General features: G+C 70.0%; 22 protein-coding genes. 8 read left to right on the top strand and 14 right to left on the bottom strand.

Going from position 1 to position 25,434, the window contains the following annotated elements; all coding sequences use genetic code 11:
* Positions 1-4 precede the first annotated feature (4 nt).
* The gene (locus tag HNR30_RS33870) at positions 5-865 is read right to left on the bottom strand and encodes a poly(ethylene terephthalate) hydrolase family protein (protein ID WP_181614188.1); all 861 of its coding nucleotides are present in this window, start codon (positions 863-865) and stop codon (positions 5-7) included.
* 130 nt (positions 866-995) lie between these two features.
* Between HNR30_RS33870 and HNR30_RS33865 the strand changes: the two genes are divergently transcribed.
* Positions 996-1,565, top strand: coding sequence for a TetR/AcrR family transcriptional regulator (locus HNR30_RS33865; protein ID WP_181614187.1), 570 nt, complete (start codon positions 996-998; stop codon positions 1,563-1,565).
* On the opposite strand, the gene HNR30_RS33860 is transcribed toward HNR30_RS33865, so the two are convergent.
* The 3 genes from HNR30_RS33860 to HNR30_RS33850 form a co-directional block, all read right to left on the bottom strand.
* Positions 1,552-3,447, bottom strand: a complete 1,896-nt coding sequence (locus HNR30_RS33860; protein ID WP_181614186.1) for a hypothetical protein — start codon at positions 3,445-3,447, stop codon at positions 1,552-1,554. The two genes, HNR30_RS33865 and HNR30_RS33860, sit on opposite strands and share 14 nt — an antisense overlap.
* The gene (locus HNR30_RS33855; RefSeq protein WP_181614185.1) at positions 3,444-5,012 is read right to left on the bottom strand and encodes a hypothetical protein; all 1,569 of its coding nucleotides are present in this window, start codon (positions 5,010-5,012) and stop codon (positions 3,444-3,446) included. The genes HNR30_RS33860 and HNR30_RS33855 overlap by 4 nt, the downstream gene beginning before the upstream one ends.
* 63 nt (positions 5,013-5,075) lie before the next feature.
* The gene (locus tag HNR30_RS33850; protein ID WP_181614184.1) at positions 5,076-6,080 is read right to left on the bottom strand and encodes a LacI family DNA-binding transcriptional regulator; all 1,005 of its coding nucleotides are present in this window, start codon (positions 6,078-6,080) and stop codon (positions 5,076-5,078) included.
* A gap of 113 nt (positions 6,081-6,193) precedes the next feature.
* Between HNR30_RS33850 and HNR30_RS33845 the strand changes: the two genes are divergently transcribed.
* Genes HNR30_RS33845 through HNR30_RS33820 form a run of 6 tightly spaced genes read left to right on the top strand, consistent with a single transcriptional unit; the run spans position 6,194 to position 13,428 of the window.
* The gene (locus HNR30_RS33845) at positions 6,194-7,441 is read left to right on the top strand and encodes an ABC transporter substrate-binding protein (RefSeq protein ID WP_312894821.1); all 1,248 of its coding nucleotides are present in this window, start codon (positions 6,194-6,196) and stop codon (positions 7,439-7,441) included.
* Positions 7,441-8,301: a carbohydrate ABC transporter permease gene (locus tag HNR30_RS33840; RefSeq protein WP_181614183.1), complete on the top strand. Its 861-nt coding sequence runs from the start codon at positions 7,441-7,443 to the stop codon at positions 8,299-8,301. The genes HNR30_RS33845 and HNR30_RS33840 overlap by 1 nt, the downstream gene beginning before the upstream one ends.
* Positions 8,298-9,116: a carbohydrate ABC transporter permease gene (locus HNR30_RS33835; RefSeq protein ID WP_181614182.1), complete on the top strand. Its 819-nt coding sequence runs from the start codon at positions 8,298-8,300 to the stop codon at positions 9,114-9,116. The genes HNR30_RS33840 and HNR30_RS33835 overlap by 4 nt, the downstream gene beginning before the upstream one ends.
* Positions 9,113-10,102, top strand: coding sequence for a serine hydrolase domain-containing protein (locus HNR30_RS33830; RefSeq protein WP_181614181.1), 990 nt, complete (start codon positions 9,113-9,115; stop codon positions 10,100-10,102). The genes HNR30_RS33835 and HNR30_RS33830 overlap by 4 nt, the downstream gene beginning before the upstream one ends.
* Entirely contained in the window at positions 10,099-12,672 is a 2,574-nt protein-coding gene (locus HNR30_RS33825; RefSeq protein WP_181614180.1) for a family 78 glycoside hydrolase catalytic domain, read from the top strand. The genes HNR30_RS33830 and HNR30_RS33825 overlap by 4 nt, the downstream gene beginning before the upstream one ends.
* A 39-nt stretch (positions 12,673-12,711) precedes the next feature.
* On the top strand, positions 12,712-13,428 hold the full coding sequence (locus HNR30_RS33820) for a PIG-L deacetylase family protein (RefSeq protein WP_181614179.1): 717 nt from the start codon (positions 12,712-12,714) through the stop codon (positions 13,426-13,428).
* Between the two features lie 8 nt (positions 13,429-13,436).
* Here the strand turns inward: HNR30_RS33820 and HNR30_RS33815 are convergent, their stop codons facing one another.
* From HNR30_RS33815 to HNR30_RS33785, 7 genes are all read right to left on the bottom strand, one after another.
* On the bottom strand, positions 13,437-14,117 hold the full coding sequence (locus HNR30_RS33815; RefSeq protein ID WP_181614178.1) for a Crp/Fnr family transcriptional regulator: 681 nt from the start codon (positions 14,115-14,117) through the stop codon (positions 13,437-13,439).
* Between the two features lie 100 nt (positions 14,118-14,217).
* A complete protein-coding gene (locus HNR30_RS33810; protein ID WP_181614177.1) occupies positions 14,218-15,360 on the bottom strand; it encodes an alpha/beta fold hydrolase in 1,143 nt (380 codons plus the stop codon).
* 5 nt (positions 15,361-15,365) lie between these two features.
* Positions 15,366-16,280, bottom strand: a complete 915-nt coding sequence (locus HNR30_RS33805) for a chlorinating enzyme (protein WP_220134297.1) — start codon at positions 16,278-16,280, stop codon at positions 15,366-15,368.
* 42 nt (positions 16,281-16,322) lie between these two features.
* Positions 16,323-18,080: an amino acid adenylation domain-containing protein gene (locus HNR30_RS33800; RefSeq protein ID WP_181614175.1), complete on the bottom strand. Its 1,758-nt coding sequence runs from the start codon at positions 18,078-18,080 to the stop codon at positions 16,323-16,325.
* Positions 18,077-19,003 carry a DUF6039 family protein gene (locus HNR30_RS33795; protein ID WP_181614174.1) on the bottom strand — a complete coding sequence of 309 codons (927 nt, stop codon included), beginning with the start codon at positions 19,001-19,003 and terminating at the stop codon, positions 18,077-18,079. Before HNR30_RS33795 ends, HNR30_RS33800 begins: the two co-directional genes overlap by 4 nt.
* An 87-nt stretch (positions 19,004-19,090) precedes the next feature.
* Positions 19,091-20,275, bottom strand: coding sequence for a cytochrome P450 (locus tag HNR30_RS50395; RefSeq protein ID WP_220134296.1), 1,185 nt, complete (start codon positions 20,273-20,275; stop codon positions 19,091-19,093).
* Positions 20,276-20,285: 10 nt separating this feature from the next.
* Positions 20,286-21,794 carry an MFS transporter gene (locus tag HNR30_RS33785; protein ID WP_181614172.1) on the bottom strand — a complete coding sequence of 503 codons (1,509 nt, stop codon included), beginning with the start codon at positions 21,792-21,794 and terminating at the stop codon, positions 20,286-20,288.
* A 128-nt stretch (positions 21,795-21,922) separates the two neighbouring features.
* Between HNR30_RS33785 and HNR30_RS33780 the strand changes: the two genes are divergently transcribed.
* Complete coding sequence (locus HNR30_RS33780) at positions 21,923-23,323, top strand: class I adenylate-forming enzyme family protein (RefSeq protein WP_181614171.1); 1,401 nt, start codon at positions 21,923-21,925, stop codon at positions 23,321-23,323.
* On the opposite strand, the gene HNR30_RS33775 is transcribed toward HNR30_RS33780, so the two are convergent.
* From HNR30_RS33775 to HNR30_RS33765, 3 genes are all read right to left on the bottom strand, one after another.
* Entirely contained in the window at positions 23,309-23,845 is a 537-nt protein-coding gene (locus tag HNR30_RS33775) for a DUF1697 domain-containing protein (protein ID WP_181614170.1), read from the bottom strand. The two genes, HNR30_RS33780 and HNR30_RS33775, sit on opposite strands and share 15 nt — an antisense overlap.
* Positions 23,846-23,851: 6 nt before the next feature.
* Entirely contained in the window at positions 23,852-24,925 is a 1,074-nt protein-coding gene (locus tag HNR30_RS33770; protein ID WP_181614169.1) for a flavin-containing monooxygenase, read from the bottom strand.
* Positions 24,926-25,027: 102 nt separating this feature from the next.
* Positions 25,028-25,426, bottom strand: a complete 399-nt coding sequence (locus HNR30_RS33765) for a DUF3224 domain-containing protein (RefSeq protein ID WP_181614168.1) — start codon at positions 25,424-25,426, stop codon at positions 25,028-25,030.
* Between the last annotated feature and the right edge of the window lie 8 nt (positions 25,427-25,434).

Below are 25,434 nucleotides of genomic sequence, written 5' to 3'. Positions count from 1 at the left end.
TCTCCTAGCTGAGGTTCTTGAGGGCCTGGTTCTGCCAGGCGGTGTTGGTGGGGAGCTCGGGGGCGGTGCCGGCGAACGCGCCGCGGGCCTGGGTGTCGGCCATGAGGCGGTAGCGCAGCCAGGCGGTCACGTAGCCGAGGAAGCCCCCGCCGCCGTTCTGGACGTCGTTGTGTCCCGCGCCCTTGAGCAGTGCCTTGCCCGCTCCGGCGCCGGCCTGGTCGTAGTAGCCCTGGAGGGTCGCGGCCGAGGAGATCAGCCAGTCGTTGGCACCGCTGAGGAAGAGCACGGGGACGGTCAGGTCGGCGACGGAGAACTCGTCGCCCTGGCTCGCCATCCAGGCGGCGGGCGTGGCGATCGGGACGACGGTCTTGATCAGCCCGGCGGAGTCGTTGGCGGCGTTGATGGATCCGCCCGCGCCCTGGGAGTGGCCGACGGCGGCGACCTGGGCGGTGTTCAGCTTGCCGTGGAAGGCGCTGGCGGGCTCCCCGTTGAGGCCGGCCAGGTGCTGGGCGGCTGCGAGGATCTCGGCGCCGGTGCCCGTGGTGGTGTCGGTGGAGGCGACCACGGCGAAGCCCCACGAGGCGAGGTGGTTGAGCAGGCCGGGGTAGTTGTCGGGGGTGGCCCACGAGCCGTTGCCCCAGGTGACGATCGGATGCGTGACGCCGCCCGAGCCGAGGGCGGCGGGGTGGTAGAGCCGGTGGCCGCCCGAGGTGCCGGTGGCGACCGCCCACGGCCCGGGGGCCTTGTAGATCGTCTCGATGGTGGAGGCCGCGTGGGCCTCGGTGGTGGTCAGCGACAGGAATCCGGCGGACGCGAGGCCGAGGGCCCCTGCTCGCAGTGCCTGCCTGCGGGTGATGTTCTCCATGGTCACACCTCGTAGGTTATTTGGAGACGTGAACGTCTCCAAGAGAGAGAAGTACGATCGGTGAGCGATGTCAAGAGATGAAGAAGTCCGTCCGCTTCCGAGGGGAAAACATGGTCTCTCCCCCGACACCGTGCGCAATTCGCAGCGGGAGCGCCTGGTGGAGGCCATGCTGCGGCTCGTCGCCAGGCGCGGCTACGCCGCCACGAGCGTGCCGGACGTGATCGCCGCCGCGCGGGTCTCGCGCAACGCCTTCTACGCCCAGTTCGCCGACAAGGAGGCGTGCTTCCTGGCCGGATGCGAGCGCGACCTGCCCGACATGATCGACACGATCTACGCCGCCGCCTCGGAGGCGGGCGACGACTGGACCGAGGCGCTCCGGCTGGGGCTCCTGGCCTATCTGCGCTGGTGGCAGGAGCGGCCGGAGTACGCGCAGGCGTACTTCGTGGAACTCCCGAGGGCCGGCGAACGTGCCGCCGCCCAGCGTGACGCCGCCTACCGCCCCTTCCTCGACATGCTCGCGGCCCTGGCCGGCCGGGCCAGGCCGGAGAGCCGGCCGCTGGGTGACGCGGTGCCCCGCCTGATCGTCTACGGGGCCACCGAGTTCATCGCCTCGGAGGTGCGGGCGGGCCGCGCGACCACCCTGGAGTCGTCGGCCGGCGACCTGTTCCACTACACGGTCACCCTGCTCACGGCATCGTGACCACCCCCTCCGCCTGGACCCGCCAGCCGTCGGGGAAGCACCGCGAGGCCGCCAGGTGGGCGACGGCCGCCAGCAGGCCGCCGTTGCCCGGCAGGTAGAGGGGCAGCAGGCCGGGCCACTGGTGGTTGTGGCCGCTGGCCAGGTAGGTGTTCTTCGGCGCCTCCATCATCAGCGCGTCCACGGCGGTGCCGGGCTCGCCGAGCCTGGCCGCGCACATCGCGAGCATCGGATAGTCCCAGCCCCAGGTGCTCTCCAGGTCCCAGTCGGCGAGCACGTCGTGCAGGGTGCGCCGCATGGTCTCGGGGTCGATCAGCGGGGTCGGCGGCACGAACCCGAGCGCGCCGGTCATCGAGGGATGGTCGGTCCTGATCGTGTACGGCTCCACGCCGATGGCCGCGTAGACGCCGTCGCGCACCAGCGGCCTTTCCAGGCCGTCCATGACCCGCGCCCATTCCGGTTCCGGCGCCAGGCCGAGCAGGGCACGCCAGCGCTGGGCCGTCTCCAGCCCCCACCACCAGTACGCCAGCTCGAAGGTGGGATCGCGCACCGTCCGCCTGGACTCGTGGTACGACTCCTGCGCCGGGACCAGCGGCGGCCCGAGATGCCCTCCCGCCGCGAACGACGCCATGAACTCGGCCGTCTCGAACACCAGGTCCCGGTAGTCCTCCAGCGCTCCCGGGCGAGCTCTGCGCAGCAGCTCGGCGAAGTAGATCAGGTGCGGCTGCTGCCACACGATGAAGGCGCCGATCTCGCTCGGGCTCTCCCTGCCCTCCGGACCCACCTGCTTGGGCCAGCGGGCGCCGCGGAACCCCTGCCGCCTGGCGGTCTCCCTGGCCCGCGGCAGGATCGAGCGGTACCACGGTAGGCTGCGCTCCAGCAGCTCGGGCCTGCCCCACAGGACGAAGTGGGCGGCGTGCCACCAGTGCATCTCCAGGTGGAACTTGCCGCTCCAGGAGTTGACGACCAGCCCGGTCTCCTGCGGAGGGGTGGAGCCCGCGCAGTTGACCGCGGTGAGGTACTGCGAGAGCACGACCCGGCGTTCGAGCTCGGGGGCTCGCGGGTCGCCGCTGCCCTCGAAGCTCACCGCTCCCCCGCTCGTCCAGAACCGCTCCCAGTGGGCGGCGGCAGCCGTACGGACCCGGGAGAAGGACGGGAGCGGGCCGGGGGGCCGGCGGCAGAACTCGACGACGAGTTCCAGCTCGTCGCCCTGGATCACGTATTCGTGCGCGCCGGGCGAGGTGAAGCGTGCCTGCCCCGTCCATTCGGCGGCCACGTAGTAGTGGTCGGCGTCCAGGACGCGGATGAAGTCGCACCGCGAGCCGTTCAGCGCGTGCGTGGTGGTGTGCCGGTCGGGTCTGCCCCAGTCGGCGGTGGTGTGCCAGCCGTCGCTGGCGTAGGGGAAGGTGATCCTGATCCCGGCGCCGCCCGCGACGCGCACGGCCAGCAGGTCGCGCTCCGGGTGGCAGACCGTCTCCACCTCGTACGGCACGCCGTCGAGCTCGAAGGAGCTGGACAGCAGGCCGGTCCACAGGTCGAGGATCTGCTTCGACCGGCCGATCGCGGCGCCCGGGGCGACGTCGAGGCCGATCCGGCCGAGATGCAGGCGGTGCGGGTTCACGTGCAGCCAGCCGCCGGCCTCCGTGGCCGGGTACAGGTCGGGGTATGTGACGCCGTCGTAGTCGGTGAGCGCGTCGTCCAGCACGTGGTCCTTGGGGTTGGGCATGGTGTGCCAGCCCCACTGCGCCTGGGTGCCGAGCGGTGCGAAGGTCTGCAGTCCGGTGGCGTCGGCGGTGAAGGCGAACTCGCCGTTGCCGACGGTGAGCGGGCACCCGGCGTCGGTCACGGTGTGCCGGCGCACGAGCGCCTCGCGGTCGATGCTCACACGCACCCCGGCGTGCCGGAGGCGCGCATCTGGCGCATGGAGGTCACATCCCCCGCCACGGCCGACTGGGCCATCGGGCCGAGGTCGAGCACGACGTCGGTGAAGGCGAGCGAGGCCTTGCGCATCGCCGCCACATCGATCGCCTCCGCGCCGAACTGCGGCGAGAACAGCGTCTTGGGCGCGGCGATGGGGGCGATGACGGGCAGCAGGTGCTGGTTGTACGGCGTGCCCTCGCCGCCGAAGGAGCAGTGCCGCGGCACCTTGGTGAGGTCGGCGGCCGACAGGCCCTTCAGGACCGCGGTGCGCCGCACGTCCCAGTGCTGGATGTGGCCCTTGACCAGCTCGCGCAGCTGCGTGCTCTCGCTGACGGGGACCATCAGCAGCTCGGTGAGGGTGGTGTTGGCCACGAGCTGCTTGCCGGGCAGGCCGCCCGGCCGGGCGACCGCGTCGTAGCGCCTGGCGCCGAGGTGCTCCAGCACCACGACGGAGGAGACGAGGCCCTGGTCGTATTCGGCGTCGAGCTGGGCGGCGAGCTGTCCGGCGCCGCCCTCGCGCACGTCCGGGCCGGTCAGGTGCTGGTAGAGGTGGCCGGTCACGAAGGCGAACTGCACGGTGCGCGGACGGCACGCCACCGGCAGCGACGACAGGTAGCGCGCCATCTCGATCATGGTGAGCGGCCCGTTGTCCCACACCGGGCTCATGCCGTCGGTGTGACTCTCGACGACGATCTTCTGCGCGCTCCCGCCGGGCAGGGTCGCCAGCAGGGTGCGGGTCGTCGTCGGCGTCCATGCGGCGTCGACGGACAGCGTGGCCTGGACCTGCTGCCCGGAGGCGAGCGCGTCCTTGATCTGCTTGCCCTGGTCGGCGCCGACGTAGGCGCCCGGCAGGCCGTACGGCAGGCCCTCGTAGGGCGCGTACATGCCCTCGATCTGCGCGTGCGGCAGCTGGCTGACCTCGATCACGCCCAGCGCGCCCGCCGCGGCGGCTGCCTTGAGGTCGGCGTCGGCGGCGGCCGGGGCCTCCATCGACTCCGAGCCGAGCAGGTTGATCGTCAGGCCGGGGTCGTACATGGAGTAGCCGAGGCCGCCGAGCGGATAGAACAGCAGGTTCGGCACGTTCGTCCACGGCAGGTCCCGCACGACGATCTTGCCTGCGGCGTTGGCCGCGGTGATGTTCGTGCCGGCCGCCAGGTGGACGAGCGGCGCGGTGACGTTGGCGGGGGCGGAGAACGGCACGGGCGCCGCGACCTGCACCGCCGTACCTCCGACGGTCAGGGAGGTGCCGAGGCTGTCCCAGCGGTCGATGGCGTAGGGCAGAGAGGAGAACTGGAGGCCGGGGATGGCCGCCAGCTCGTCCTCCAGCCAGTCGATGTAGCCGGCGTGCGCGGTGGAGCCCGTCGGCCTGGGGCCGAACGCCTCCTGCTGCTCGGCCAGGGTGGTCAGGCGGGTCTCGGAGGCGAAGGCGGCGGGATCGACCCGCACCGGGCAGGTCGTCGCCTGGGCGAGCGCGGGCTGGGCTGGAGTGATCAGAGGCAGGAGAAGGGCGAGGAGAGCGAGTCGTCTCACGAGGGGGTCCTTCGATCGAATCGTTTTAATGAATGGCCCGCAACAGTCCCCCGACATGCGGTCTCAGAGTGGTCCCGTGCTCCCGCGGACGATCAGCGTCGGCGACACCGACGACGTCACGGAACGGGTGCGTCCTTCGATGCGCTCGACGAGCAGGCGCGCGGCGGTCGCCCCGATGACCTGGCCGTCCTGGTCGACGCTGGTGAGCGAGATGCGCTTGAGCGAGGCGATGCCGATGTTGTCGTACCCGGCGACGGACAGGTCCTCCGGCACCGACAGGCCCGCCTCGTCGGCGGCGCGCAGCACGCCGAGCGCGGCGATGTCGGCGCCGGCGAAGATCGCGGTGGGCCGGTTCTCGCGCGCGAGCAGTTCCCGCGCGCCTTCGTAGCCGCCCTCCTCGGTGAAGGAGGTGGCCACCATGTCGTCGGCCAGCCCGTGGGCGCGCATCGCCTGGCGGTAGCCTTCGGCGCGCACGGTGTGGGGCAGGCCCTGGGCACGGGCGCGCTCCAGGTGGGTGATGTGCGCGATCCGGGTGTGCCCGAGCCCGACCAGGTGGTCGACCACGAGCCGCGCGCCCATCACGTCGTCGTCGACGACCGAGTCGTAGGCCGGGGCGCCGCCGTGACGGCCGATCACGACGACCGGGGTGCCCGCCGCGATGGCCGCGAGTTCGGCGTCCGTCGTGACCGGCGAGATCAGGATGAGGCCGTCCATGCTCCGGTCGATCATGGCGTCGGTCATCCTGGCCTGCGTCTTGGGCTCGATGCCGCCGGGCCCGAGCAACACTTGGTACTCGGTGTCGCGCAGGTGCCCGGTGACGCCCTCGATGATGTCGGGGAAGAACGGGTTGCGGGTGTCGGAGAGCATGACGCCGAGGGTGTAGGTGCGTCCACGCATGGCGCGGGCCGCGGCATGCGGGCGGTAGCCCAGCTCGTCGATGGCCTGCGACACCTTGGCCTGCATCTCCGCGCTCACGCCGTAGGCGCCGCGCACCACCTTGGACACGGCGGCCGTGGACACACCGGCCCGCCTGGCCACATCGGCGATGGTCACCCGTCCGCTCGTCACAGGCCGTCCTTCTCGTAGAACGTTTTCTGATTGGTGAGGTTAGTCGACCTCTTGACATCTGGCTAGATAGTGGAGAACGTTCTACACAAATTTCCACGAACAGGAGCACGAGTGTGAGAGCTCTGCTTGGTGTCGCCATCGCCCTGTCCCTCGCCGGCTGTGCGGCGTCCGCTCCGGAAGAGGTGAAACTGACCCTCTGGCACAACAGCGCGGACCCGGCCCCGCTGCTGGAGATGTACAAGAAGTTCGAGAAGCAGTCCGGCCACCGGATCGAGCTCGTGTCGATCCCCTCCGACGGCTTCGAGGACACCACCCAGACCAAGTGGGCCACCGGCGAGCGCCCGGACATCCTGGAGTACCACGCGACGGTCAGCGGCCTTCTCGCCCTCAACCCGGCCGAGAACCTGCGCGATCTGACCGGCGAGGCGTACATCGCCAGGTCCGGCGACCTCTACCAGGCCGCCGGGTCGGTCAACGGCAAGGTCTACGCCGCCATCACCGGCTTTCCCCAGGTCTTCGGCCTCTACTACAACAAGAAGCTGCTGCCCGAACCGCCCAAGAGCTTCGCCGACCTCTCGACGGCGTGCGCGACACTCAAGTCGTCGGGAGTGACGCCCGTCTTCGAGGCCGGCGGCTCGATCTGGCCCACGCAGATCCTGCCCATCCTCTACCTGGCCGACGCCAACCAGGCCAACGCCTACGGCAAGGCCATCGCCGGCCACAGCAGCACCCTGGCCGACTCCGGATCCCCCTTCGTCGCGGGCCTTTCCGCCTACGCCAAGCTGAAGGCCGACGGCTGCTTCAACAAGGACATCGTCACCGCCAAGTTCGAGGACTCCATGAAGGCCCTCGTCACCGGCAAGGCGGCGATGGTCGCCCAGCACTCCGACATGCTCCCCGCCCTCCTGGCGGCCGCGGGCGGCGATCAGAAGATCGTCGACGAGAACGTCGGCTTCGTCGGCCTGTCGAGCGGCAAGCCGCTCGTGACCTACGCGCCCGGCCCGATCGGCACGTTCTACCTGCCCAAGACCGGTGACGCCGCGCGGGAGAAGGCGGCGCTCGACTTCGTTCGCTTCATGACGGGACCGGCCTACGCCGAGTACATCGCCGCCTCCAAGACTTTCCCGGTGCTCAAGGACGTGCCGGACCCCGAGGGGGTCTCGTCCGTGCTGCAGGACGTCAAGAAGGCCTACGACGGCGGCGCGGTCATCGCCTTCAACTCCGACATCCCCGGCATGGGCGGGCTGGCCCAGCTCATGTCCGAGCTGATCGCCGGGCAGAAGGACCCGCAGGCCGCGGCGACCCAGCTCCAGAGCCAGGTCGAGCAGGCTGCCAAGGCGGCGGGGCTGCCAGGATGGTGATGAGGAACAACCGGGCGGCGCCGCCGTGGGCCCACAGGTGGGCGCTGCCCGCGATGGTGCTGGTCACGGTCTTCTTCGTCGCCCCGTTCCTGCTCAACGTGCGGTTCGCGTTCTCCTCCTGGACGAGTTTCCGTGCCGAGATCACCTGGAACGGCCTGGAGAACTTCGGCACCCTGATCGACCAGGACCTGCTGGCCAACGCGGTCACCGTGACCGTGCTGTACGCGGTCCTGTGCATGGCGATCCAGAACACCGTCAGCCTCTCGCTGGCCCTGGCCCTGCAGCGCACCAGCCGGATCAACACGATCTTCCGCTCGGCGTTCTTCCTGCCCACGCTCATCTCCCCCCTGGCCGCCGGCTACATCTGGCGCGGGCTGCTGGCCCCCGACGGGGCGGTCAACTCCTTCCTCGGCATCGAGTGGGCGTGGCTGGGCGAGCCGTCCACCGCTCTGCTCGTGGTCGCGTTCATCGACGCGTGGAAGTGGAGCGGGCTGATCACCCTCGTCTACATCGCGGGGCTCAACTCGATCCCCAGGTCGTTGCTGGAGTCGGCGACCGTCGACGGGGCGGGGCCGTGGACCAGGTTCCGCCGGGTGGTCTTCCCGATGCTCGCCCCGGCGCTGACCTTCAACGTGGCGGTCACGCTGGTGGGCGCGCTCAGCGCCTACGACGTGATCGCCGCCACGACCGGCGGAGGGCCGGGCGACCACACCCGCGCGCTCAACGTGGTGATGCGCCAGCAGTGGGGCCAGGGCTTCTTCGGCTCCGCCAGCGCGCTGGGCTTCACCGTGACGCTGCTGGTGATCGCCACCGCGGTGCCGCTCGTCTGGTGGCTGCGGCGCAGGGAGGTGGCAGGGTGAGAACGTTCGTGAAATACGCGGCGCTGACGCTCTTCGCGATCCCGTGGGTGCTGGTCCCCGTCTGGCTCGTGGTCGTCAACTCCTTCAAGCCCGCGGGCGAGGCCGCCGAGCTCGGCCTGGGCCTGCCCCGCACCTGGGCGATCGCCGAGAACTACGCCACGGTGCTCGACCGGGGCGGCTACGTGGCCGGGCTGTTCAACAGCCTCAAGGTGACCGTGCCGATCGTGCTGGCGGTGGTGTTCCTCGGCGCGGCGGCGGCGTGGGCCTTCGGGCGCAGCCGGTCGCGCTGGCTGCAGGCGGCCTACTTCGTGACGGGACTGTCGATCCTGCTGCCGCCGTCGATCATCCCGACCGTCTACCTGCTGCGCGCGTTGTCGCTGGACGGCGGCACGCTCGGCTACGTGCTGACGATGACCGGCTGCCGCCTGGGCATCGTGATCTTCCTCGCGACCGGGTTCGTCAGGGCGTTCCCGCGCGACCTGGAGGACGCCGCCGCCATCGACGGCGCCTCCCGCCGGCAGATCTTCGTCCGGATCCTGCTGCCCCTGCTGCGCCCGGTGCTGTTCGTCGGCGGCGTGATCCTCGTCATCAACGTCTGGAACGACTTCTTCTTCGCCCTCTTCCTGCTCCAGGGCAGCTCCAACGCCACGCTGCCGCTGGCGCTGTTCCAGTTCGCCTCCGGCACGCTGCAGAGCCTGAACTGGAACCTCGTCTTCGCCCACGTCCTGCTCACCACGCTGCCCCTCGTGGCGGTGTACGTCGTCGCGCAGAAGCGCGTCCTGGCCGGCCTTACGGAAGGTGCTCTCAAGGGATGACCACTCACGACATCGCGCTCGACTGGGTCAGGCGCGAGATCAAGGAGGGGCGGCTGCCGTGCGCGGTGTTCGGCGCCGCCACCTCCGGCGGGATCCAGGTACTGGAGGCCTTCGGCGAGCACGACGGCCGCGCGACCAGGACCGGCGACCACTTCGCTCTGTTCTCGGTGACCAAGCCGCTGACCGGGCTGCTGGCCCTGCGGCAGGTCGAGCGCGGCCTGCTGTCGCTGCGCCGCCCGCTACGCGAGGTGCTGCCGCGCTTCCCGCGCCCCGACGTGACGCTCTGGCACCTGCTCACCCACACCGCGGGCATCGCCGAGCAGACCCTCACCCCCGACGACCTGGCGGAGCACCTCGTCACCGCGCCGTCGCTGTTCGAGGCGGGCACGCTCAGCCACTACTCCAACCTGGCCTTCGCCGGGATCGCCGCGATGGTCCGCGACGTCACCGGCCACGACCTGGCCGACCTGGTCGACGCCGACCTGAACACGCTGGTGCCCGGCGGCGGGCAGATCACCTTCGACCCGGCGTGCGAAGCGGCCGAGGTCCACCACCTCGACCTTCTCGCACCCGGCTTCGACTTCGAGAAGTTCGTCCGGCTCCGCCACCCGGCCGGCGCGCTGTTCTCCCGCGCGGAGGACCTCCTGGCGCTCGGTTCCGCGCTGCTGCGCGGCGACCGCGCGCTGATCCACCCGACCACGCTGGCCGCCATGACCACCCCGCAGACGACCGGCCTGGTCAAGCTTCAGCCGGACCCGGTCAACGCCGGGCAGGACTGGGGGCTGACCTGGAACCTGCGCCACTCGGCTCCCGGACTGCTGGAGCGGCGGCTCTACGGGCACGGAGGCGCCTCGGGATGCCAGTGGTGGATGTACCCGGAGCAGGACGCGTGCTTCGTGCTGCTGATCAACGTCATGGCTCCCAGCGTGTCCGGCGTCGACATCGACGGCCTGCACAACGCCTTCACCACCGGGCTCGATGCGTGAAGCGGCAGGTCAGCGGTGCGCAGACGCCCTACATCGGTACGGCCTCGCGCGGCCTGCTCCCGGGTCTGACGTGCGGTCTGGTGGATCCGGTGGGTGTGGAGGAGCCCCGGCTCTCCTGGGCGGCCCGGCTGCCCGAGGCGGCCGCCGTCACGGTCCACGCGGGCGGGCGTGAGGTGTGGCGGACGATCGTGCCGCCCGGAACCTCCGTCGTGGACGTGCCCGGCGATCGGCTCGATCCGCTCGTGCCGTACACCTGGCGGGTCGAGGGGTACGCGACCGGCACGTTCACCACGGGACTGCGCGGCCGGTGGGACGCGCCGTGGATCGCGGGAGACCCCGAAGCGGCGGTGAGCCTGCGCGGGCCGTTCACCGCGCGGCCCGGCCGCGCGTGGCTGGCCGTCACCGCGCTGGGCGTCTACCGGGCGCTGCTCAACGGCGTACGGCTCGGCGACGAGGAATTGGCGCCCGGCTGGACCGACTACGCGCACCGCACGCGCTACCGGCTGCTGGAGCTCACCGACCTGCTCGTTCCCGGTGAGAACGAGCTGGAGTTGTGGCTCGCACCCGGCTGGTACGCCGGGCACGTCGCCGGAGGCGGGCCGTTCCGCTACGGCGATCGGCCCGCCGCCAGCGCCCAGGTGCTCGTGCGCGACGACGACGGGGTGCGCCGCGTGGCCGCCACGGACTCCGCCTGGACGCTGCACGACCTCGGCCGCCCGCGCGCCGACCTGATCATGGGCGAGACCGTCCGGGCGCCTTCCGGGCTGTCCTGGCCCGCTTCCCGGATCACGTCACCGGAGATCGCCGTGGAGGCCGACCTCACGCCCCCGGTGCGGGTCATCGGCACGGTGCGGGCCGTCACCGTGACCGAGCCCGCACCGGGCATCCAGGTCGCCGACTTCGGACGCAACGTCGTCGGCCGGGTCCGGCTGCGCGCCGAGGGCCCCGCGACGATCGAGGTACGGCACGGCGAGGAGCTGACCGCCACGGGACGGCTCTACACCGACAACCTGCGCACCGCCGGACAGCGCGACGAGTTCGTCCTCGGCCCCGGCTCGCACGTCGTGGAGCCCGCCTTCACCCTGCACGGCTTCCGCTACGCGGAGATCACCGGCTGGCCGGGCGCGCTGACCCCGGACGATCTCGAAGCGGTGCTGCTGTCGTCCGCGCTCCCCGTCACCGGCACGCTGACCGTGAGCGACCCCGCCGTACGGCAGCTGGTCGCCAACATCGGCGCGTCGGCGGACGGCAACCTCGTCAGCGTGCCGACCGACTGCCCGCAGCGCGACGAGCGGGCCGGCTGGACCGCCGACATCTCGGTGTTCGGCTCGACGCTCAGCTTCCTGCGGCACACGCAGGCGTTCCTGTCGGGATGGGTGACGACGCTGATCGACGGGCAGCGGTCCGACGGCGCGGTCCCGCACGTCGCGCCGGTGCTGCCCGAGTACGGCTACGACTCCCCCGTGTGGTCCGACGCGCTGGTCGAGGTGCCGTGGCTGCTGTGGCGGCGCTACGGCGACGACCGCACGCTGCGCCGCGCGTACGACCCGATGCGGCGCTGGGCCGCCTACTGCCTGGCCCAGGCGGACGACGGCGTCAGGCCGGGCAGGGCCCTGGGCGACTGGCTGGCGCCCGGCATCGTCGAGACGCCCAGGAGCCTCATCGCCACCGCCGCCCTGGCCCGCAGCCTCCGGCTGATCGCGCACGCGGCCGACGTCCTGGGCGAGCCGCACGCCCAGGAGTACGGCGAGGCCTTCACCCGCGTGTCGGGCGCCTTCCAGCAGGCCTTCCTCAACGGGCCGAGGCTGCGCACCGAGACGCAGACCGGCTACGCCGTCGCCCTGGCGTGGGATCTGATCCCGCCCGAGGACCGGGCCGCGTCGGCCCAGGCCCTGGCCGACCTGGTCCGCGACGGCGGTCACCGGCTCATGACGGGCTTCGTCGGCACTCCTTTGCTGCTGCCGGTGTTGTCGGAGACCGGTCACCACGACGTGGCGTGCCGGATCTTCAACCAGGAGGGCTACCCCTCGTGGCGCTACCAGCTGCGCGCCGGGGCGACGACCATGTGGGAACGCTGGGACGCCTGGCACCACCGCAACGGCCTGCAGACGCCCGCCATGAACTCCTTCAACCACTACGCCTACGGCTGCGTGGGCGACTGGCTGTTCCGTCACGTGGCCGGACTGGGCGACGACCCGCGCGGGACGGGCGGCGGCTTCGGCGAGTTGCTGCTGCGTCCCGGCCCCGTCCCGCTGCTGCGCCAGGCGCACGCCCGCTACGAGAGCGCGGCGGGCACCGTCGAGTCGGGCTGGCGGGCCGGGCCAGACGGGGTGCAGTTCACCTTCGACGTCCCGGAGGGCGTGAGTGCTCGCGCGGTGCTGCCCGTGCGCGGCGCCTGGGACGGGATGACCGTCAACGGCACCTTCCTCATGGGGCTCAACGAACAGCTGCCGACGACCAGGCTCGCCGACGGGGGCTGCGCCCTGAGCCTGCCGCCCGGCCGCTGGTCGTTCACGGCTCCGGGACCCGCCGTCGATCACCTGCTCCAGGCCTGGGACGAGCTGGGTTGAGCCGCGTTTATCGCCAGGAGGTGTGGTCAGGGGAAAACCATGACCGAGAATCTGCAACCCATGCCCAACGACTGGACCCGGGCCCTGGCCGTGGCGGCCCACCCCGACGACATGGAGTTCGGCTGCGCCGGTGCGGTGGCGGCCTGGACGGGATCGGGGAAGCAGGTGAGCTACCTGCTCGTCACGCGAGGGGAGGCCGGCATCGACGGTATGACGCCGGCCGAGGCGGTCAAGGTCCGCGAGGAGGAGCAGCACGCGAGCGCGGCGGTCGTCGGCGTCGATGCGGTCGAGTTCCTCGACTACGCCGACGGCGCCGTGGAGTGCACGCCGGGCTTACGCCGGGACATCGCCGCCGCGATCCGCCGTCACCGGCCCGAGCTGGTCGTGACGTTCAACCACCACGACTTCACCTACACGGGGAAGTGGAACTCTCCCGACCACAGGAACACCGGGCGCGCGGCCCTGGACGCCGTGCTCGACGCGGGCAACCGGTGGATCTTCCCCGACCTCGACGCCAAGCCCTGGAACGGGGTGAAGTACGTCGCGGTGGCGGGTTCGATCCAGCCGACGCACGCGGTCGACGTTACGGGCTTCCTCGACGCCGCCGTCGCCTCCGTCGAGGCTCACCAGGCCTATCTGGCGGGGCTGGGAATTCCGCCGGGCGCCGCACGCGGCCCGCTGGAGGGCTTCGCCCAGGCCACGGGTCAGAGGTTCGGCGGCCGCCCGGCCATTCCCTTCGAACTGCTTGAATTCTAGATGCGATTCTAGAAGAACGGCCATACGTCCACGTATTCGGCCAGCCGCTTTTCGTCCACCAGCAGGAAGGGTTCGGACGTCGGCAGCACGAAGCCGGCGTCCTTGAACCTTTTGAGGAAGAAGCCGACCCGCGATCGCGTGGTGCCGACCATTCCGGAGAGTTCTTCCTGGGTGATTCGGTCCTCAATGGCGCGGAGATTATGCGCGCAGCGTTTCCCTATTTTGCGGGATAAATTTAGGAGCACGAAAGCCAGCCGCTGCTCGCTGTCCATGGTCACCATGGTCGCTATGACGTGCTGCTGCTCCGCCAGCCGCTGGGCGAGGTGGGCGATGAAGGCGTCCAGCAGGCCGCTCTCGGCGAGAGCGGCCCGAAACCGGACGGCCGGGATCTTCCTGACCCAGGAGGTCCGCATGGCGGTGGCGGTCTCGAAGCGCTCCGGGCCGAGCAGCGACTGCTCTCCGAAGATGTCACCCGCCGTGAAGATCGACAGCAGGCATTCCTTGCCGCATCGGGCGTACATCTGGGTCTTGATCTGGCCGCTCTCGACCAGGTAGATGTTCCCGTCGCGCTGACCGCAGTTGTAGATGTTGGTTCTTTTCGGCACCCGAACCGAGGAGGCCTCTACCGAATCTCGTGCGATGAAGGTTCGCAGGTCGTCCCTGAACTGTGTAACTTGTGCAGAAGTCATCCCTTGCCTCTACATCCGTCCCCGGCGTCTTTTCCCGTCCCCCTACCCTTCAACCTAACGCCAAACGTGACAAATGCGAAATCTGCACGTGAGCTATTCTTTAGCAGTTCTGGATGAAATCCCTGGCCGTCTTCATCAGATCTTTGTCGCCCTGGAACAGCGAAATATGATCGCCGTGCGGCCTGACGTGGAGCTTCGCGTCAGGAAGCGCCTCCGCCACGACCCGCGACCCGTCGGGATGGGCGGTCTCGTCGTCCTCGCTCGTGACCACCAGGACCGGCCGGTCCAGGCCCGCCAGCCAGGGCGTCACATCCGTCTTCATGATCTCCCCGTTCAGCCGGCAGTAGCGGAACAGGAGGTCCGCCGTGGCATACGGGTAGACCACCAGGTGCGCCAGGTCCGGCGGCACCGTCGAGAGCATGGTCTGGCACAACACGGGATGGATCGCCGCGGCACGGTCACGGTCGGCGGCGCCCATGTCCATCAGCGCCACCAGGTTCTGCTGATGGTGGGTCTTCTCCGCGGCCGCGACGGCCGCGAAGTCCCCGTGCCACAGGCTCAGCGACGACACCCTCGCCGGGTCCCGGTGGGCGGCCGCGAGCCCGATCACCGCGCCGCCGCACAGGCACATCAGGTGGGCCGTGCGCACGTCGAAGTGATCCATGACGGCGAACAGGTCACCGGCCTGCGCGTCGACGTCCGTGGCCGGGTCCGCGCCGTCCGTGCCGTCCGCGCCGTCCATGCCGGACCCGAAGAGACCACGGGTCTCCCAGGTCACCACGTGGTGGTCGGCGGCCAGGAAACGCACCCACTCCTCGCACAGTTTGGCCGGCATGCCGCAGGCGGCGACGATGACCACGGCGGGAGCGCCCTGCTCCCCCGCGCTGTAGACGGGCAGCGGCGGGCCGCCGCCGGGCAGGGGGATCTCGTGGCGGGCGCACAGCGCCTCGAAGCCGCCGGCGGCGGCCTCGTCGGCCGCCCTGTCGATCTCGGTCGGCGCGAAGCGCGGATCGAGACCGCGGTGCCGCAGACCGAGATGGTCGCTCACCACCCGCTCGAACGTTCCCAGGCCCTCGTGGTCGTCGGTGAGGTGGAACTCCGGTGCGCCCAGCCCAGCCGCCATTCTGTTCACCAGGGAGGCGATCTCAACCGGGCCGGCCAGGCGCACCGGGTGCTCCAGGACGTCCACCAGCGGCCGCACGGACAGCACGGCATGGGCCAGACGTGTCAGTTCCGCTGTCACGAGCATCACCGTGTCGTGAAGGGGTGACCCGTGGTCGTGGAGACCGCGATGCGGTTGTGCGGGTTGTCGTTCCTGCCCGCGACCAGCACGGCGCCGTACTTGTCGAGGCTGACCCGCCCGCCGTACTCCTCGATCTCGTCGGTGCCCGGGTAGACGTTCACCCGCGTGGGCACGTAGCGGCTGGCGAAGCCGAGCCGCATCTCGTCCGTCTTGCCGTTGTGCGGCAGCGAGGCGTGCATCAGCGTCGACCAGAACAGGATGGCCTCTCCAGGACGCATGACCATCGACACGGCCTTCGACTCGTCCGGCTTCCAGTCCGGGTCGATCTGCAGCTCGCGGTAGTCGTAGCCGAAGAAGCCGCGGCGCACGCCGTCCTTCTCCGCGCTGTTGATCTGGTTGGGGTCGTAGTGCATCCGCTTGGTCTCGTCGTAGAACATCGTCTGGTGGGTGCCGGGGATGAACTGCAGGCACCCGGTGTCCTCGTTGGCCTCGGTGAACGCGGTCCAGACGGTGACGGTGCCGCCGAACTCCTCCGCGTCGGGCCAGACGATCTGCGGCTTGCCCGAGGCGTTGGCGAAGGTGTCGGCCTGGTGCCAGTCGGTGCCCTCGTCGCCCGGGTACTTGGGGAAGAACTCGGTGCGCCAGCACAGCACGTCGGGCCCGAGCACGCTCGTGACCCTGTCGACGATCTCCGGCCGGCTGATGTGGTCGGCCAGGAACTCGGAATCGAGGTGCCGGTCGTAGTTGGCGATGTTGGTGTTGCCCGCCGCCGCGCCCTCGTCGCCGTAGGCGGCGTTGCTGCGGTCCATCAGGCGCAGCCGTTCGCGCCGCCACATCGCGCGCATCTCGTCGATCTCGTACACCTTGAACGGCCCGAAGTAGCCACGCTGGTGGAAGTCCTTGAGCTCCTCCCTGTTCATGGCGTGGGCACCTTGTACACGGCTCTGTTGCATGATCGTTCCCTACGCGGTCAGTTGGTGGTCGACACAGGAGGCCAGGCAGGCCACCGAGGCGTCCTCCTCCAGCTCGCGGCCGGTGAGTGACACCCCGAATCGCTCGTTGACCTGGGCGATGATGCGGGTGAACGCGAGCGAGGTGGCGCCGAGGTCGAACAGATCGACCTTGGGCGGGATCTCCTCGCGCTGGAGCACCTCCTCGGCTATACGCCGCACGACCTCCAGGGTCGCGCTGTCATCGGCGCTGCTCGTCACGTTGTCGACGAGGGCCGTACGGTCTGCCTTTCCCTGCGGTGTCATGGGGATCTCCGGCACGATATGGAATTCGGACGGCCGCGCGTGCGCGGGCAGCTCATCCGCCGCGCGCGCGGCAAGCTGACTTGCCAGGTCGCCGCCGGGCGAGGCGCCCGTGTCGGGCACGACGAACGCCAGCAGGCGCACGTCACCCTCGCCGTAGTCGCGTGGTGCGACCACCGCGGCGGCCACCTGCGGATGGCCCTGGAGGCACAGTTCGATCTCCCGGGGCTCGATGCGGAACCCCCGCACCTTGAGCTGCTCGTCCGCGCGCCCCCGGTAGACCAGTTCACCCTCGGGCAGCCGCGCGGCCAGGTCACCCGAGCGGTACAGGCGTTCGCCGTCCGGCCCGGTGACGAAGCGCCGGGCGGTGAGCTCGGTCCTGTTGAGGTACCCGCGGGCGAGTCCGGGACCCGAGACGTACAGCTCGCCCTCCGAGGCCGGGTAGCCCCCGGCGTCGAACAGGTGCAGCCGCAGGTCCGGGATCGGCGTGCCGATCGGGCTCAGTTCGGGGTGCTTGAGGTCCTCGTCGGTGACGCGCCGGTAGGTCACGTGGACCGTGGTCTCCGTGATGCCGTACATGTTGACGAGGTGCGGGCGCTGGTCGCCGTAGCGCGCGATCCACGGCCGCAGCGCCTCCACGTCCAGGCGCTCGCCGCCGAAGACGATGTGACGCAGCTCGTACGGCGAGGGCCCCTCTCTCCTGACGTCGGCGGTGACCAGCTGCCTGAAGGCCGACGGCGTCTGGTTGAGCACGGTGACGCCCTCGGCGATCAGCAGTTCTCGCAGCTCTTCCGGCAGGCGCGCGGTCATGCTGGGCACGATCACGAGCCGCCCGCCGTACAGCAGGGCACCCCAGATCTCCCAGACGGAGAAGTCGAAGCTCACCGAGTGGAAGAGGGTCCAGACGTCGGTCTCGTCGAAGCCGAACCAGGGGTGGGTCTGCTCGAAGAGGCGCACCACGTTGCGGTGCTCGATGAGCACGCCCTTCGGGGTGCCGGTCGAGCCCGAGGTGTAGATGACGTAGGCCAGGTCGGCGTCGGTCGCCGCGGGGAGCGGCCCGCCCGCGTCGTCGGCGTCGTCGGTGTCGTCGTCGATCCAGACGACCCGGGACGTGCAGTCCTCCAGGTGGCCGGCGACCCCGGTGGTGGCCACCACGGTCGGGACGGCGCTGTCGTGCAGGAGGAACTCGATGCGTTTGGCCGGGTAGGCCGGATCGACCGGAACGTAGGCCCCGCCGGCCTTGAGGATGCCGAGCAGGCCGACGATCATGTCGATGCCGCGCTCGGCGCAGAGCCCCACCAGGACGTCGGGGCCCACTCCCACGGCGGCCAGGCGCCGCGCGAGCCGGTCGGCGCGCCGGTCGAGCTCGCCGTAGGTGATGTGCTCACCGGAGGCCGACACGGCGATCCGATCGGGCGCGCCACGGGCGCGCTCGGCGAAGATCTCGTGCAGACACTGGCCGGTCATGTGGCGTACATCCCCCAGTGATGCGGGGTGAGCGCGACGTCCACCATGCTGCCGGGGACGAACATCCTGGCCCACGTGCCGCCGCCCCGCTCGGGGGCGATCCGCTCCTGGAAGTACAGGTCGCGGATGCGCTCGTCCTTCACGTGCAGGGCGAGCACCTTGTAGTAGGTCGTGAGCGACTTCATGTGGATCAGCCAGTGGATGCGGTCGGCGGCGCCGAACGCCTCCTCGTAGACGAAGACGGTCGCCTCGCCCGGCAGGTTCTCGTTGATGGACTCCGCGGCCTCCCTGGCGAACGTGCGCCCCTCGGACCTGAAGTCGTATTCGAGCTGGGCCGTACGGTGCAGCAGCAGCCCGCAGTTGCCGGAGTGCACGAGCTGCTCGACGGGGAGCGGCACCTGCTCCCTGGCCCCGGGAAGCCCCGTGAGCGGGCCCTGCTGCTGGTAGACCGAGGTCTGCTTCTCGCGCTCGCCGTCGACTTTGGTGCCGTACATGCCCCAGAACTGCGGCATGAGCACGGTCTCCTGCATGCTGCCGTCGACGAAGATCTTGTCCCAGCCGCCGCCGCCCTTGTCCTGCGAGACCTGCTCGGACGACACGTTGCCGCGGTACTCCTGGTCCGAGGTGCCCATGTGGACCATGGCCTCGTAGGCTTCCAGGGAGCTCAGATGGATGAGCCAGTGCAGCTTGTCCTTGATCCCGAAGGTCTCCTCGTAGACGAAGACGCTCGCCACGCCGACCTGCTTGACGTTGACGAACTCGGCCATCATGCGGGCGAACTTGCGTCCTTCCGCGTGGAAGCCGTTCCTCACCTGCGCGGTGCGTTCGACGATCACGCCGGCGGTCGAGGAGTTCAGCAGGTCTCCTGCTTCTACGGAGGTCTGCTGCTCGGCCGGCGGGATGACGATATTCGGTTGGGTCATCGCTACGCTCCGTCCATCTATCGGCTATTTCGTCACGCTAATCAGGACCGCGGAGACCGCCTGCTCAATAGTGAGCAGGCGGGGATTTCACCAGGTCACGGGCAACGCGTGCACGCCGTACACGAACATGTCGTGACGGAAGGGCACCTTCTCCACGGGAACGGCCAGTCGCAGGCCGGGGATGCGCCGGAACAGCGTCGACCACGCCGCTTCCAGCTGGGTACGGGCCAGGAGCTGGCCCATGCACTGGTGGATGCCGTAGCCGAACGAGAGATGGTCCCGTTGCTCGCGGTCGAAGTCGAGCCGGTCGGGATCGTGGAAGATCTCCTCGTCGCGGTTGGCCGAGGCGAGCACGACCACCACGCCCTCGCCCGCCTTGATCAGCTCTCCGCCGACCTCGACATCGGCCGTGGCGGCGCGGCGGGCGCCGTAGTCGATCACGGTCTGGTGGCGGATGATCTCCTCGATCGCGGCCGGCAACTTGTCGGGATCGCGTCGCAGCTCCTCCACCCGTTCCGGGTGTTCCAGCAGGACCAGGGTGCCGACGCCGATCTGGTTGGCGATCGTCTCGTAGCCCGCCACCATGAGCAGCGTGGCGATGCCGACGACCTCCTCGCGGCTGACCCCGGCCTCCTCCCTGCGCTGACCCAGGCGGCTCAGCATGTCGTCGACCGGCCGCGCCTCCTTGCCCGCCACGAGCTCGTCGAGGTAGGTCTTGAGGTCGTTGCGCACCTTCATGCGCTCCTCGGGGTCGACGCTCTGGTCCCCGATGGTCTTCGTCGTGAAGTGGAAGTACTCACGGTCCTCGTACGGCACGCCGAGCAGCTCGGTGATCACCTGCGAGGGCAGCGGCAACGCCAGCGACTCCACCAGGTCGACGGGCGGCGAGGCGCCCGCCATGTCGTCGATCAGCGAGTCGGCGATCCGCTGGATCGCCGGGCGCATCTCCTGCACCCTTCGCCGGGTGAACTCCGGCAGCAGCAGGCGGCGCAGCCGCGAGTGGTCGGGCGGGTCCATCCGGATGAACGTGCCGGGTCCCGGGGGCTGCGCGGTGAGCCGCGCGGGGAAGCCGGGCGTGGAGAAGTCGGAGCTGAACCTCGGGTCGCCGAGGATGGTCCGCGCGTCCTCGTACCTCGTCACCAGCCACACCACGCTGTCGTCGAAGTCCAGCGTGATGCGGGTGATGGGACGTCCGGTGCGGAAGAGCTGGTACTCCGGCGGCGGATCGAGCGGGCGGCTCCTGGCGATGGGATAGGAGGCGGGTAAGGTCACGTGATCCATGTCAGGCCTTAGCGGTCCGGTTCGTCGGGGCCTTCTGGGCCGGCTTCTTCGACATCGCCGACATGTCGCGCAGCGGGATCTCCTTGAGGAAGAAGGTCGCCACCAGGCCGATGGCCGTCGCGATCGCGCTGGCGAGGAAGAGGTCGCTCATGGCGTCGGCCAGCTGCGCGGGGGACACGCCTCCGCCGCCGAGGACGTCGCCCTGCGCCGCGACACCGATCTGGGCCGTCAGGATCGAGCCGAGAACGGCCAGCGCGACGGGTCCGGCGATCATCCGCCAGAACTGCACCTGGCTGGTGCCGACACCCACCTGGCTCATCGGGACGGCGCTCTGCACGACCGAGGTCGCCATCGGGAAGGCGATGCCGATGCCCACGCCGATCAGGACCATCGCGGTGATCGGCACGCCCTGTCCGGTCTCGGGGCCGACGGTCGACAGCAGGAGCAGCCCGCCGGTGATCGCCAGCATGGCGATGACGCCGAGGATCCGGTAGCGCGACATGGCCGTCAGGGCCTTACCCGCGATCGGGCCCATGAGCATCAGGCCGAGGGTCATGGGGATGAGCAGGGTGCCCGAGTGCGTGGCGCTCACGCCCATCACGCCCTGGTACTGCAGGGGCACAAAGAACGTCACGCCCATCATGGCGAACGCCGAGAAGAAGGCCACCACGGCCATGATCGCGAACTGGGGGATCCTGAACAGCGGGAACGGCACGATCGGATTGGCCGCGACACGTGTCTCCACCAGGAAGAACACCACCAGCATGATCGCCCCGCCGATCAGCAGGGCCAGCACCTCAGGAGAGGTCCAGGGGCGCCCGTCACCGGTGAGCGTCAGCCCGATCAGGATGGGCACGACGCCGGCGACCAGGGCGAGAACCCCGCCGAAGTCGATGTCGCGCCAGCTGGCTCCCGAGCGCACGAACGGCACGCCGACGACCACCGCGAGGATGGCCAGCAGGCCGATCGGCACGTTGACGTAGAAGACCCAGCGCCAGCTCCAGCTGTCGGTGATGAGGCCGCCGACCGGCGGGCCGATCACCATGCTGAGCCCGGCGACGCCGAAGAACACACCCTGCATCTGGGTGCGGCGCTCGGGGGTGTAGATGTCGGCCAGCAGCGTGAAGATGTTGGCCATCAGCACGCCGCCGAACAGGCCCGCGAGCCCGCGGAAGCCGACGAGCTGCGGCATCGTCTGGGCCGCGCCGCACAACCACGACGCGACGAGGAAACCCGCCAGCCCTACGAGGAGGACCGGTTTGCGGCCGAACATGTCGCCGAGCTTGCCCGCGATAGGGACCACGACGGCCGCGGCGACCGCGTACGAGACTCCGACCCAGGCGTACAGTCCCAGGCCGTTGAGGTCGTCGGCGATCCGCGGCATGGCCGCGCCCACCACCGACACGTCGATCGACGCCAGCGCGAGCGCCAGGAGGGCCCCGATCGTGGCGAACAGCTGGGCGCGTGGCGACACCGCTGGTGGTCCTGTGCTGGTACCGGGGTTACTCATGGGACATCGCCTCCCTAGGCGGCTCTCGAGTGCTCCCGCTTCTTCCCCTCCAGCCAACAAAAAGTCGGGACGCGAGTCTGCTCAACACTGAGCATCCCGGGCGGCGACCGGTTCCTAGGATCGGCCGCATGACCACGACGCTGCCGGAGTTGGTGCGTGACCGCGACGGCGACCACGTCGCGCTGACCGTTGACGGGGACCGTTCGCTGTCGGTCGGGGAGTGGCTGCGCGAGTCGGAGGACCTGGCCCGCCGCCTGCCGCCCGGCCGGATCGCGTTGCTCTTCGACGACTGGATCGGCTACGCGATCGCCGAACTGGCGGTCCGCATGGCCGGCGGAACGGTCGTTGGCCTGTCGCCGAAGCTGCCCGCCCGCACGTTACGTTCGCGGCTGGCCAGGTGCGAGGCCGCGGGCCTGCTGCACGGCCCCGAGGTGCGCCCGCCCGCCACCGGCTTCGCCGGATGGACGGCCACGCCCGAGACCCTGCGGAAAGGAGCCGGTACGGCCGGCGGCCCGCCCGACGACCTCGCCGAGATCCTCTTCACCTCAGGCACCACCGGCGGCGCCAAACCGGTGGCGGTCAGCCTGGCCAACCTCACCTTCGGCCACGAAGGACGCGGCCGGTTGTTCAACGGCATCGACGGCGTGCTCGCGGCCGTCCCCGTCGGGACCAACGCCGGGCACAGCGCGATGATGACCGCGATGACGGCCCCGGCCACCGTGCACGTGCTGAGCGGCCTCGACCCGGAGACCGTCGCCCGCATGATCGAGAAGCTGCGGGTCCCGATGGCGATCGTCCCGCCGTCGATCGTCACGCGGATGGTGGCGTACGGCTGGCACGAGCGACACGACCTGAGCGGGCTGCGCGCCCTCATGCTGGGCTCGGCGCCCGTCCCGATGGCGACCGTGAGCCGCCTGGCGCAGGCGCTGCCCGAGACGAGGATCGTCATCGGCTACGGCTCCACGGAAGCCGCTCCCGCCTTCGTGAACCGGCCCGTCGACTCCATGGAGGAACACCTGGGCGGGCCCAGCGGCGGCACGGAACTGATGATCCACGGGGACGACGGGCCGCTCCCGGCGGGGCGGCTGGGCGAGATCTGCCTGCGGTCCGAGGCGCCCCAGCGTTCCTACTTCCGCGATCCGCGCGCCACCGCCCGCGTCTTCAGGGACGGCTGGACCCACATGGGCGACCTCGGCCACGTCGATGAGGAGGGTCGCCTGCACTTCTTCGACCGCGCCGTCGACGTCATCACCGTGGACGACAGGACCATCTCCTCCACGAAGGTGCAGCACGCCCTGCACTGGCATCCCGAGGTGGTCGAGGCGGCCGCCTTCGGCGACGCCAAGGGCGTGTGCGCCGCCGTCGTGCTGCGCTCGCCCGTGCCGGAGAAGGAGCTGCACCGCGTGGCCGCCGAACGCCTGGAGTCGCACGAACGGCCCGCGCGGATCGTCGTGGTGGACGAGCTGCCGCGCGGGCCGATCGGCAAGATTCGCAAGGGACTGCTGCGGCGACGGCTAGCCGTCCGCTAGCTCCAGCAGCTTGGTCACGGTCCGCCAGTTGCGGGCCGTGGCCGTGACGCCGAGGAGCTTCTCCCAGAAGGAGTACGTGAGCTTGGTGTTGCGCACCCCGTTGGGGCACCAGACGTAGATCTCCTGCCCCACGTGCTTGAACACGTCGGGCTCGTACTTCTCGGGATCCACTTCCTTGATCTTCTTGGCCTCCGGCTTGCCGGACAGGAACGTCACCAGATACAGGGCGGGATCGGAGGCCACCTTGCCGAGCGGATCGGCCTTGGCGATGGCGGCGAGCTCCGTCTTCGTCCTGACCAGCACAGGCACCTTGACGCCCAGCTCCTTGGCCAGGGCCTGCTCGATCTCCTTGGCGGCCCGGTCGGGCGCCTTGCCGGAGCTGTAGACGACGTTGCCGCTCTGCAGGTGGGTCTTGACGTCCTCGAAGCCCAGGCCCTCCAGCAGTTCGCGGAGGGCGGGCATGCCCACCTGGTTGCGGCCTCCGACGTTCACGCCACGCAGCAGCGCCACCTGTCGGCTCATCTCGGCTCACCCCTTCCGGCTGGGAACCCCCGCCGTACGGTGGCGGCGCTCCCTGATCCGTTCGACGAGATACGCGGCATCATCTTTTACCCACCAGATGAGGGCCGAACCATAGGAGTACTGGCACTGCATGCCGAGGATGTACAGGCCGGGGGCGTCGGTCACGCCGCGTTCCTGGATCGGCGCGCCACCTTGGTCGAGCACGGGAGCGTGCATCCAGGAGTAGTCGTAGCGGAACCCGGTGGCCCACACCACGGCGTCGGTCTCGACCTCCCGGCCGTCCTCGAACCGCATGGTGCGGCCCTCGGCGCCGATCGTGCGCCCGACGAGCTCGAAGCCGTGCCGCTTGGACAGCTTCTTCAGGCTCGGGCCGACGAGGATCGTCTTCTTGTGCAGGCGGTCGCGCTCGCCCTGCAACGGCTTGGCGATCAATCCGAACTTGTCGCCCCACCAGTGCAGGCCCTTGCCGAGGAAGCGGCGGCCGAAGTGCGGCAGCGGCGAACCCTGCGACAGCAGGACCCGGTGGGTGGCGGCGAGCTCCGGGGCGATCTGGGCGCCGGAGTTGGCGGCGCCGACGACGACCACGGTCCTGCCGGGGATCTGCGACGGCTCGCGGTAGGTGCCGGTGTGCGTCTGGTACACCTCGTCGCTCAGCCCGGCCGCGATGGGCGGGACCTTGGGCAGCCGGTAGGCGCCGGTGGCGACGATGACCTGCTCGGCCTCGAAGGTGCCGGCGGTGGTCTCCAGCCGGTAGCCGCCGTGGGCGGGCTCCAGCGAGGTGACCTTGGTGCCGAGCCTGATCGGCAGGTCGAACTCCCGCGCGTAGGTCTCGACGTAGTCGGCCATCTCGTCCTTGCCCGGGAAGCGGTTCTTGCTGCCGGGGAAGCGCAGGCCTGGCAGCGCGCAGTACTCGGCGATCGTGAAGAGCTCCAGCGAGTTCCAGCGTTTGCGCCAGGCCTGACCCACCCTGTCCTCCTCGTCGAGAATGAGGAACGGGATTCCGGCCCGCTTGAGGTAGTAGCCGGCCACCAGGCCACTCTGGCCGCCACCTATCACGATCACTTCCACACGCTCAGCCATGGTCTACGACCCCCTTCGACGTCTGTCGAGCCATCGTCGCCGACCATGGAAGGGCGGGTCTGCTCAGTGTTGAGCAGACCCGCCCTTCGCTGGAATCGGGGGTCAGCCGTTGGTGAAGTTGAGCGTGAAGTCGGCGGACCCGTCGCTCTTGGAGACGTATCCCCCCTTGCCCTTCAGCCCGGCCAGCTCCTCGGTGCCCGAGTCGGGCACGACCGACCAGTCGGCCTTGGCAAGGCCCTCCTCGAACGTGCCCGTGGCCTGCAGCACGAAGGTGCCCTTGCGGCCCTTGACGCTGCCGACGACCTGCTGGAGACCGACGAAGGTGGCGGAGGTGTCAGAGGGGTAGACCATGAGGTACTCAGAGGTGCCCTCGCCCTCGATGTCTCCGGTGAAGGTGTTGGTGAAGTGGGCCTTGGTGAGTTTCGCCTGTCCCTTCTTCTCGGAGTAAGGCTTCTCGTCCCACCCCGTTACCTGATACGTCCCCTTACCTTGCGTAGTCATGGTGTCTC

It is taken from the genome of Nonomuraea soli (assembly GCF_013761175.1).
GTDB lineage: Bacteria > Actinomycetota > Actinomycetes > Streptosporangiales > Streptosporangiaceae > Nonomuraea > Nonomuraea soli.
The sequence above is the reverse complement of the archived record's forward strand: the minus strand, read 5'-3'. Positions and strand labels throughout refer to the sequence as shown.

Bases quoted from the DNA above. Each gene is read 5' to 3' on its own strand.
- HNR30_RS33770 (WP_181614169.1), bottom strand. From the start codon at position 24,925: ATGGCTGAGCGTGTGGAAGTGATCGTGATAGGTGGCGGCCAGAGTGGC.
- HNR30_RS33795 (WP_181614174.1), bottom strand. From the start codon at position 19,003: ATGACCCAACCGAATATCGTCATCCCGCCGGCCGAGCAGCAGACCTCC.
- HNR30_RS33815 (WP_181614178.1), bottom strand. From the start codon at position 14,117: ATGACTTCTGCACAAGTTACACAGTTCAGGGACGACCTGCGAACCTTC.
- HNR30_RS33870 (WP_181614188.1), bottom strand. From the start codon at position 865: ATGGAGAACATCACCCGCAGGCAGGCACTGCGAGCAGGGGCCCTCGGC.
- HNR30_RS33775 (WP_181614170.1), bottom strand. From the start codon at position 23,845: ATGAGCCGACAGGTGGCGCTGCTGCGTGGCGTGAACGTCGGAGGCCGC.
- HNR30_RS33780 (WP_181614171.1), top strand. From the start codon at position 21,923: ATGACCACGACGCTGCCGGAGTTGGTGCGTGACCGCGACGGCGACCAC.
- HNR30_RS33785 (WP_181614172.1), bottom strand. From the start codon at position 21,794: ATGAGTAACCCCGGTACCAGCACAGGACCACCAGCGGTGTCGCCACGC.
- HNR30_RS33820 (WP_181614179.1), top strand. From the start codon at position 12,712: ATGACCGAGAATCTGCAACCCATGCCCAACGACTGGACCCGGGCCCTG.
- HNR30_RS33800 (WP_181614175.1), bottom strand. From the start codon at position 18,080: ATGACCGGCCAGTGTCTGCACGAGATCTTCGCCGAGCGCGCCCGTGGC.
- HNR30_RS33830 (WP_181614181.1), top strand. From the start codon at position 9,113: ATGACCACTCACGACATCGCGCTCGACTGGGTCAGGCGCGAGATCAAG.
- HNR30_RS33805 (WP_220134297.1), bottom strand. From the start codon at position 16,280: ATGAACAGGGAGGAGCTCAAGGACTTCCACCAGCGTGGCTACTTCGGG.
- HNR30_RS33840 (WP_181614183.1), top strand. From the start codon at position 7,441: ATGAGGAACAACCGGGCGGCGCCGCCGTGGGCCCACAGGTGGGCGCTG.
- HNR30_RS33765 (WP_181614168.1), bottom strand. From the start codon at position 25,426: ATGACTACGCAAGGTAAGGGGACGTATCAGGTAACGGGGTGGGACGAG.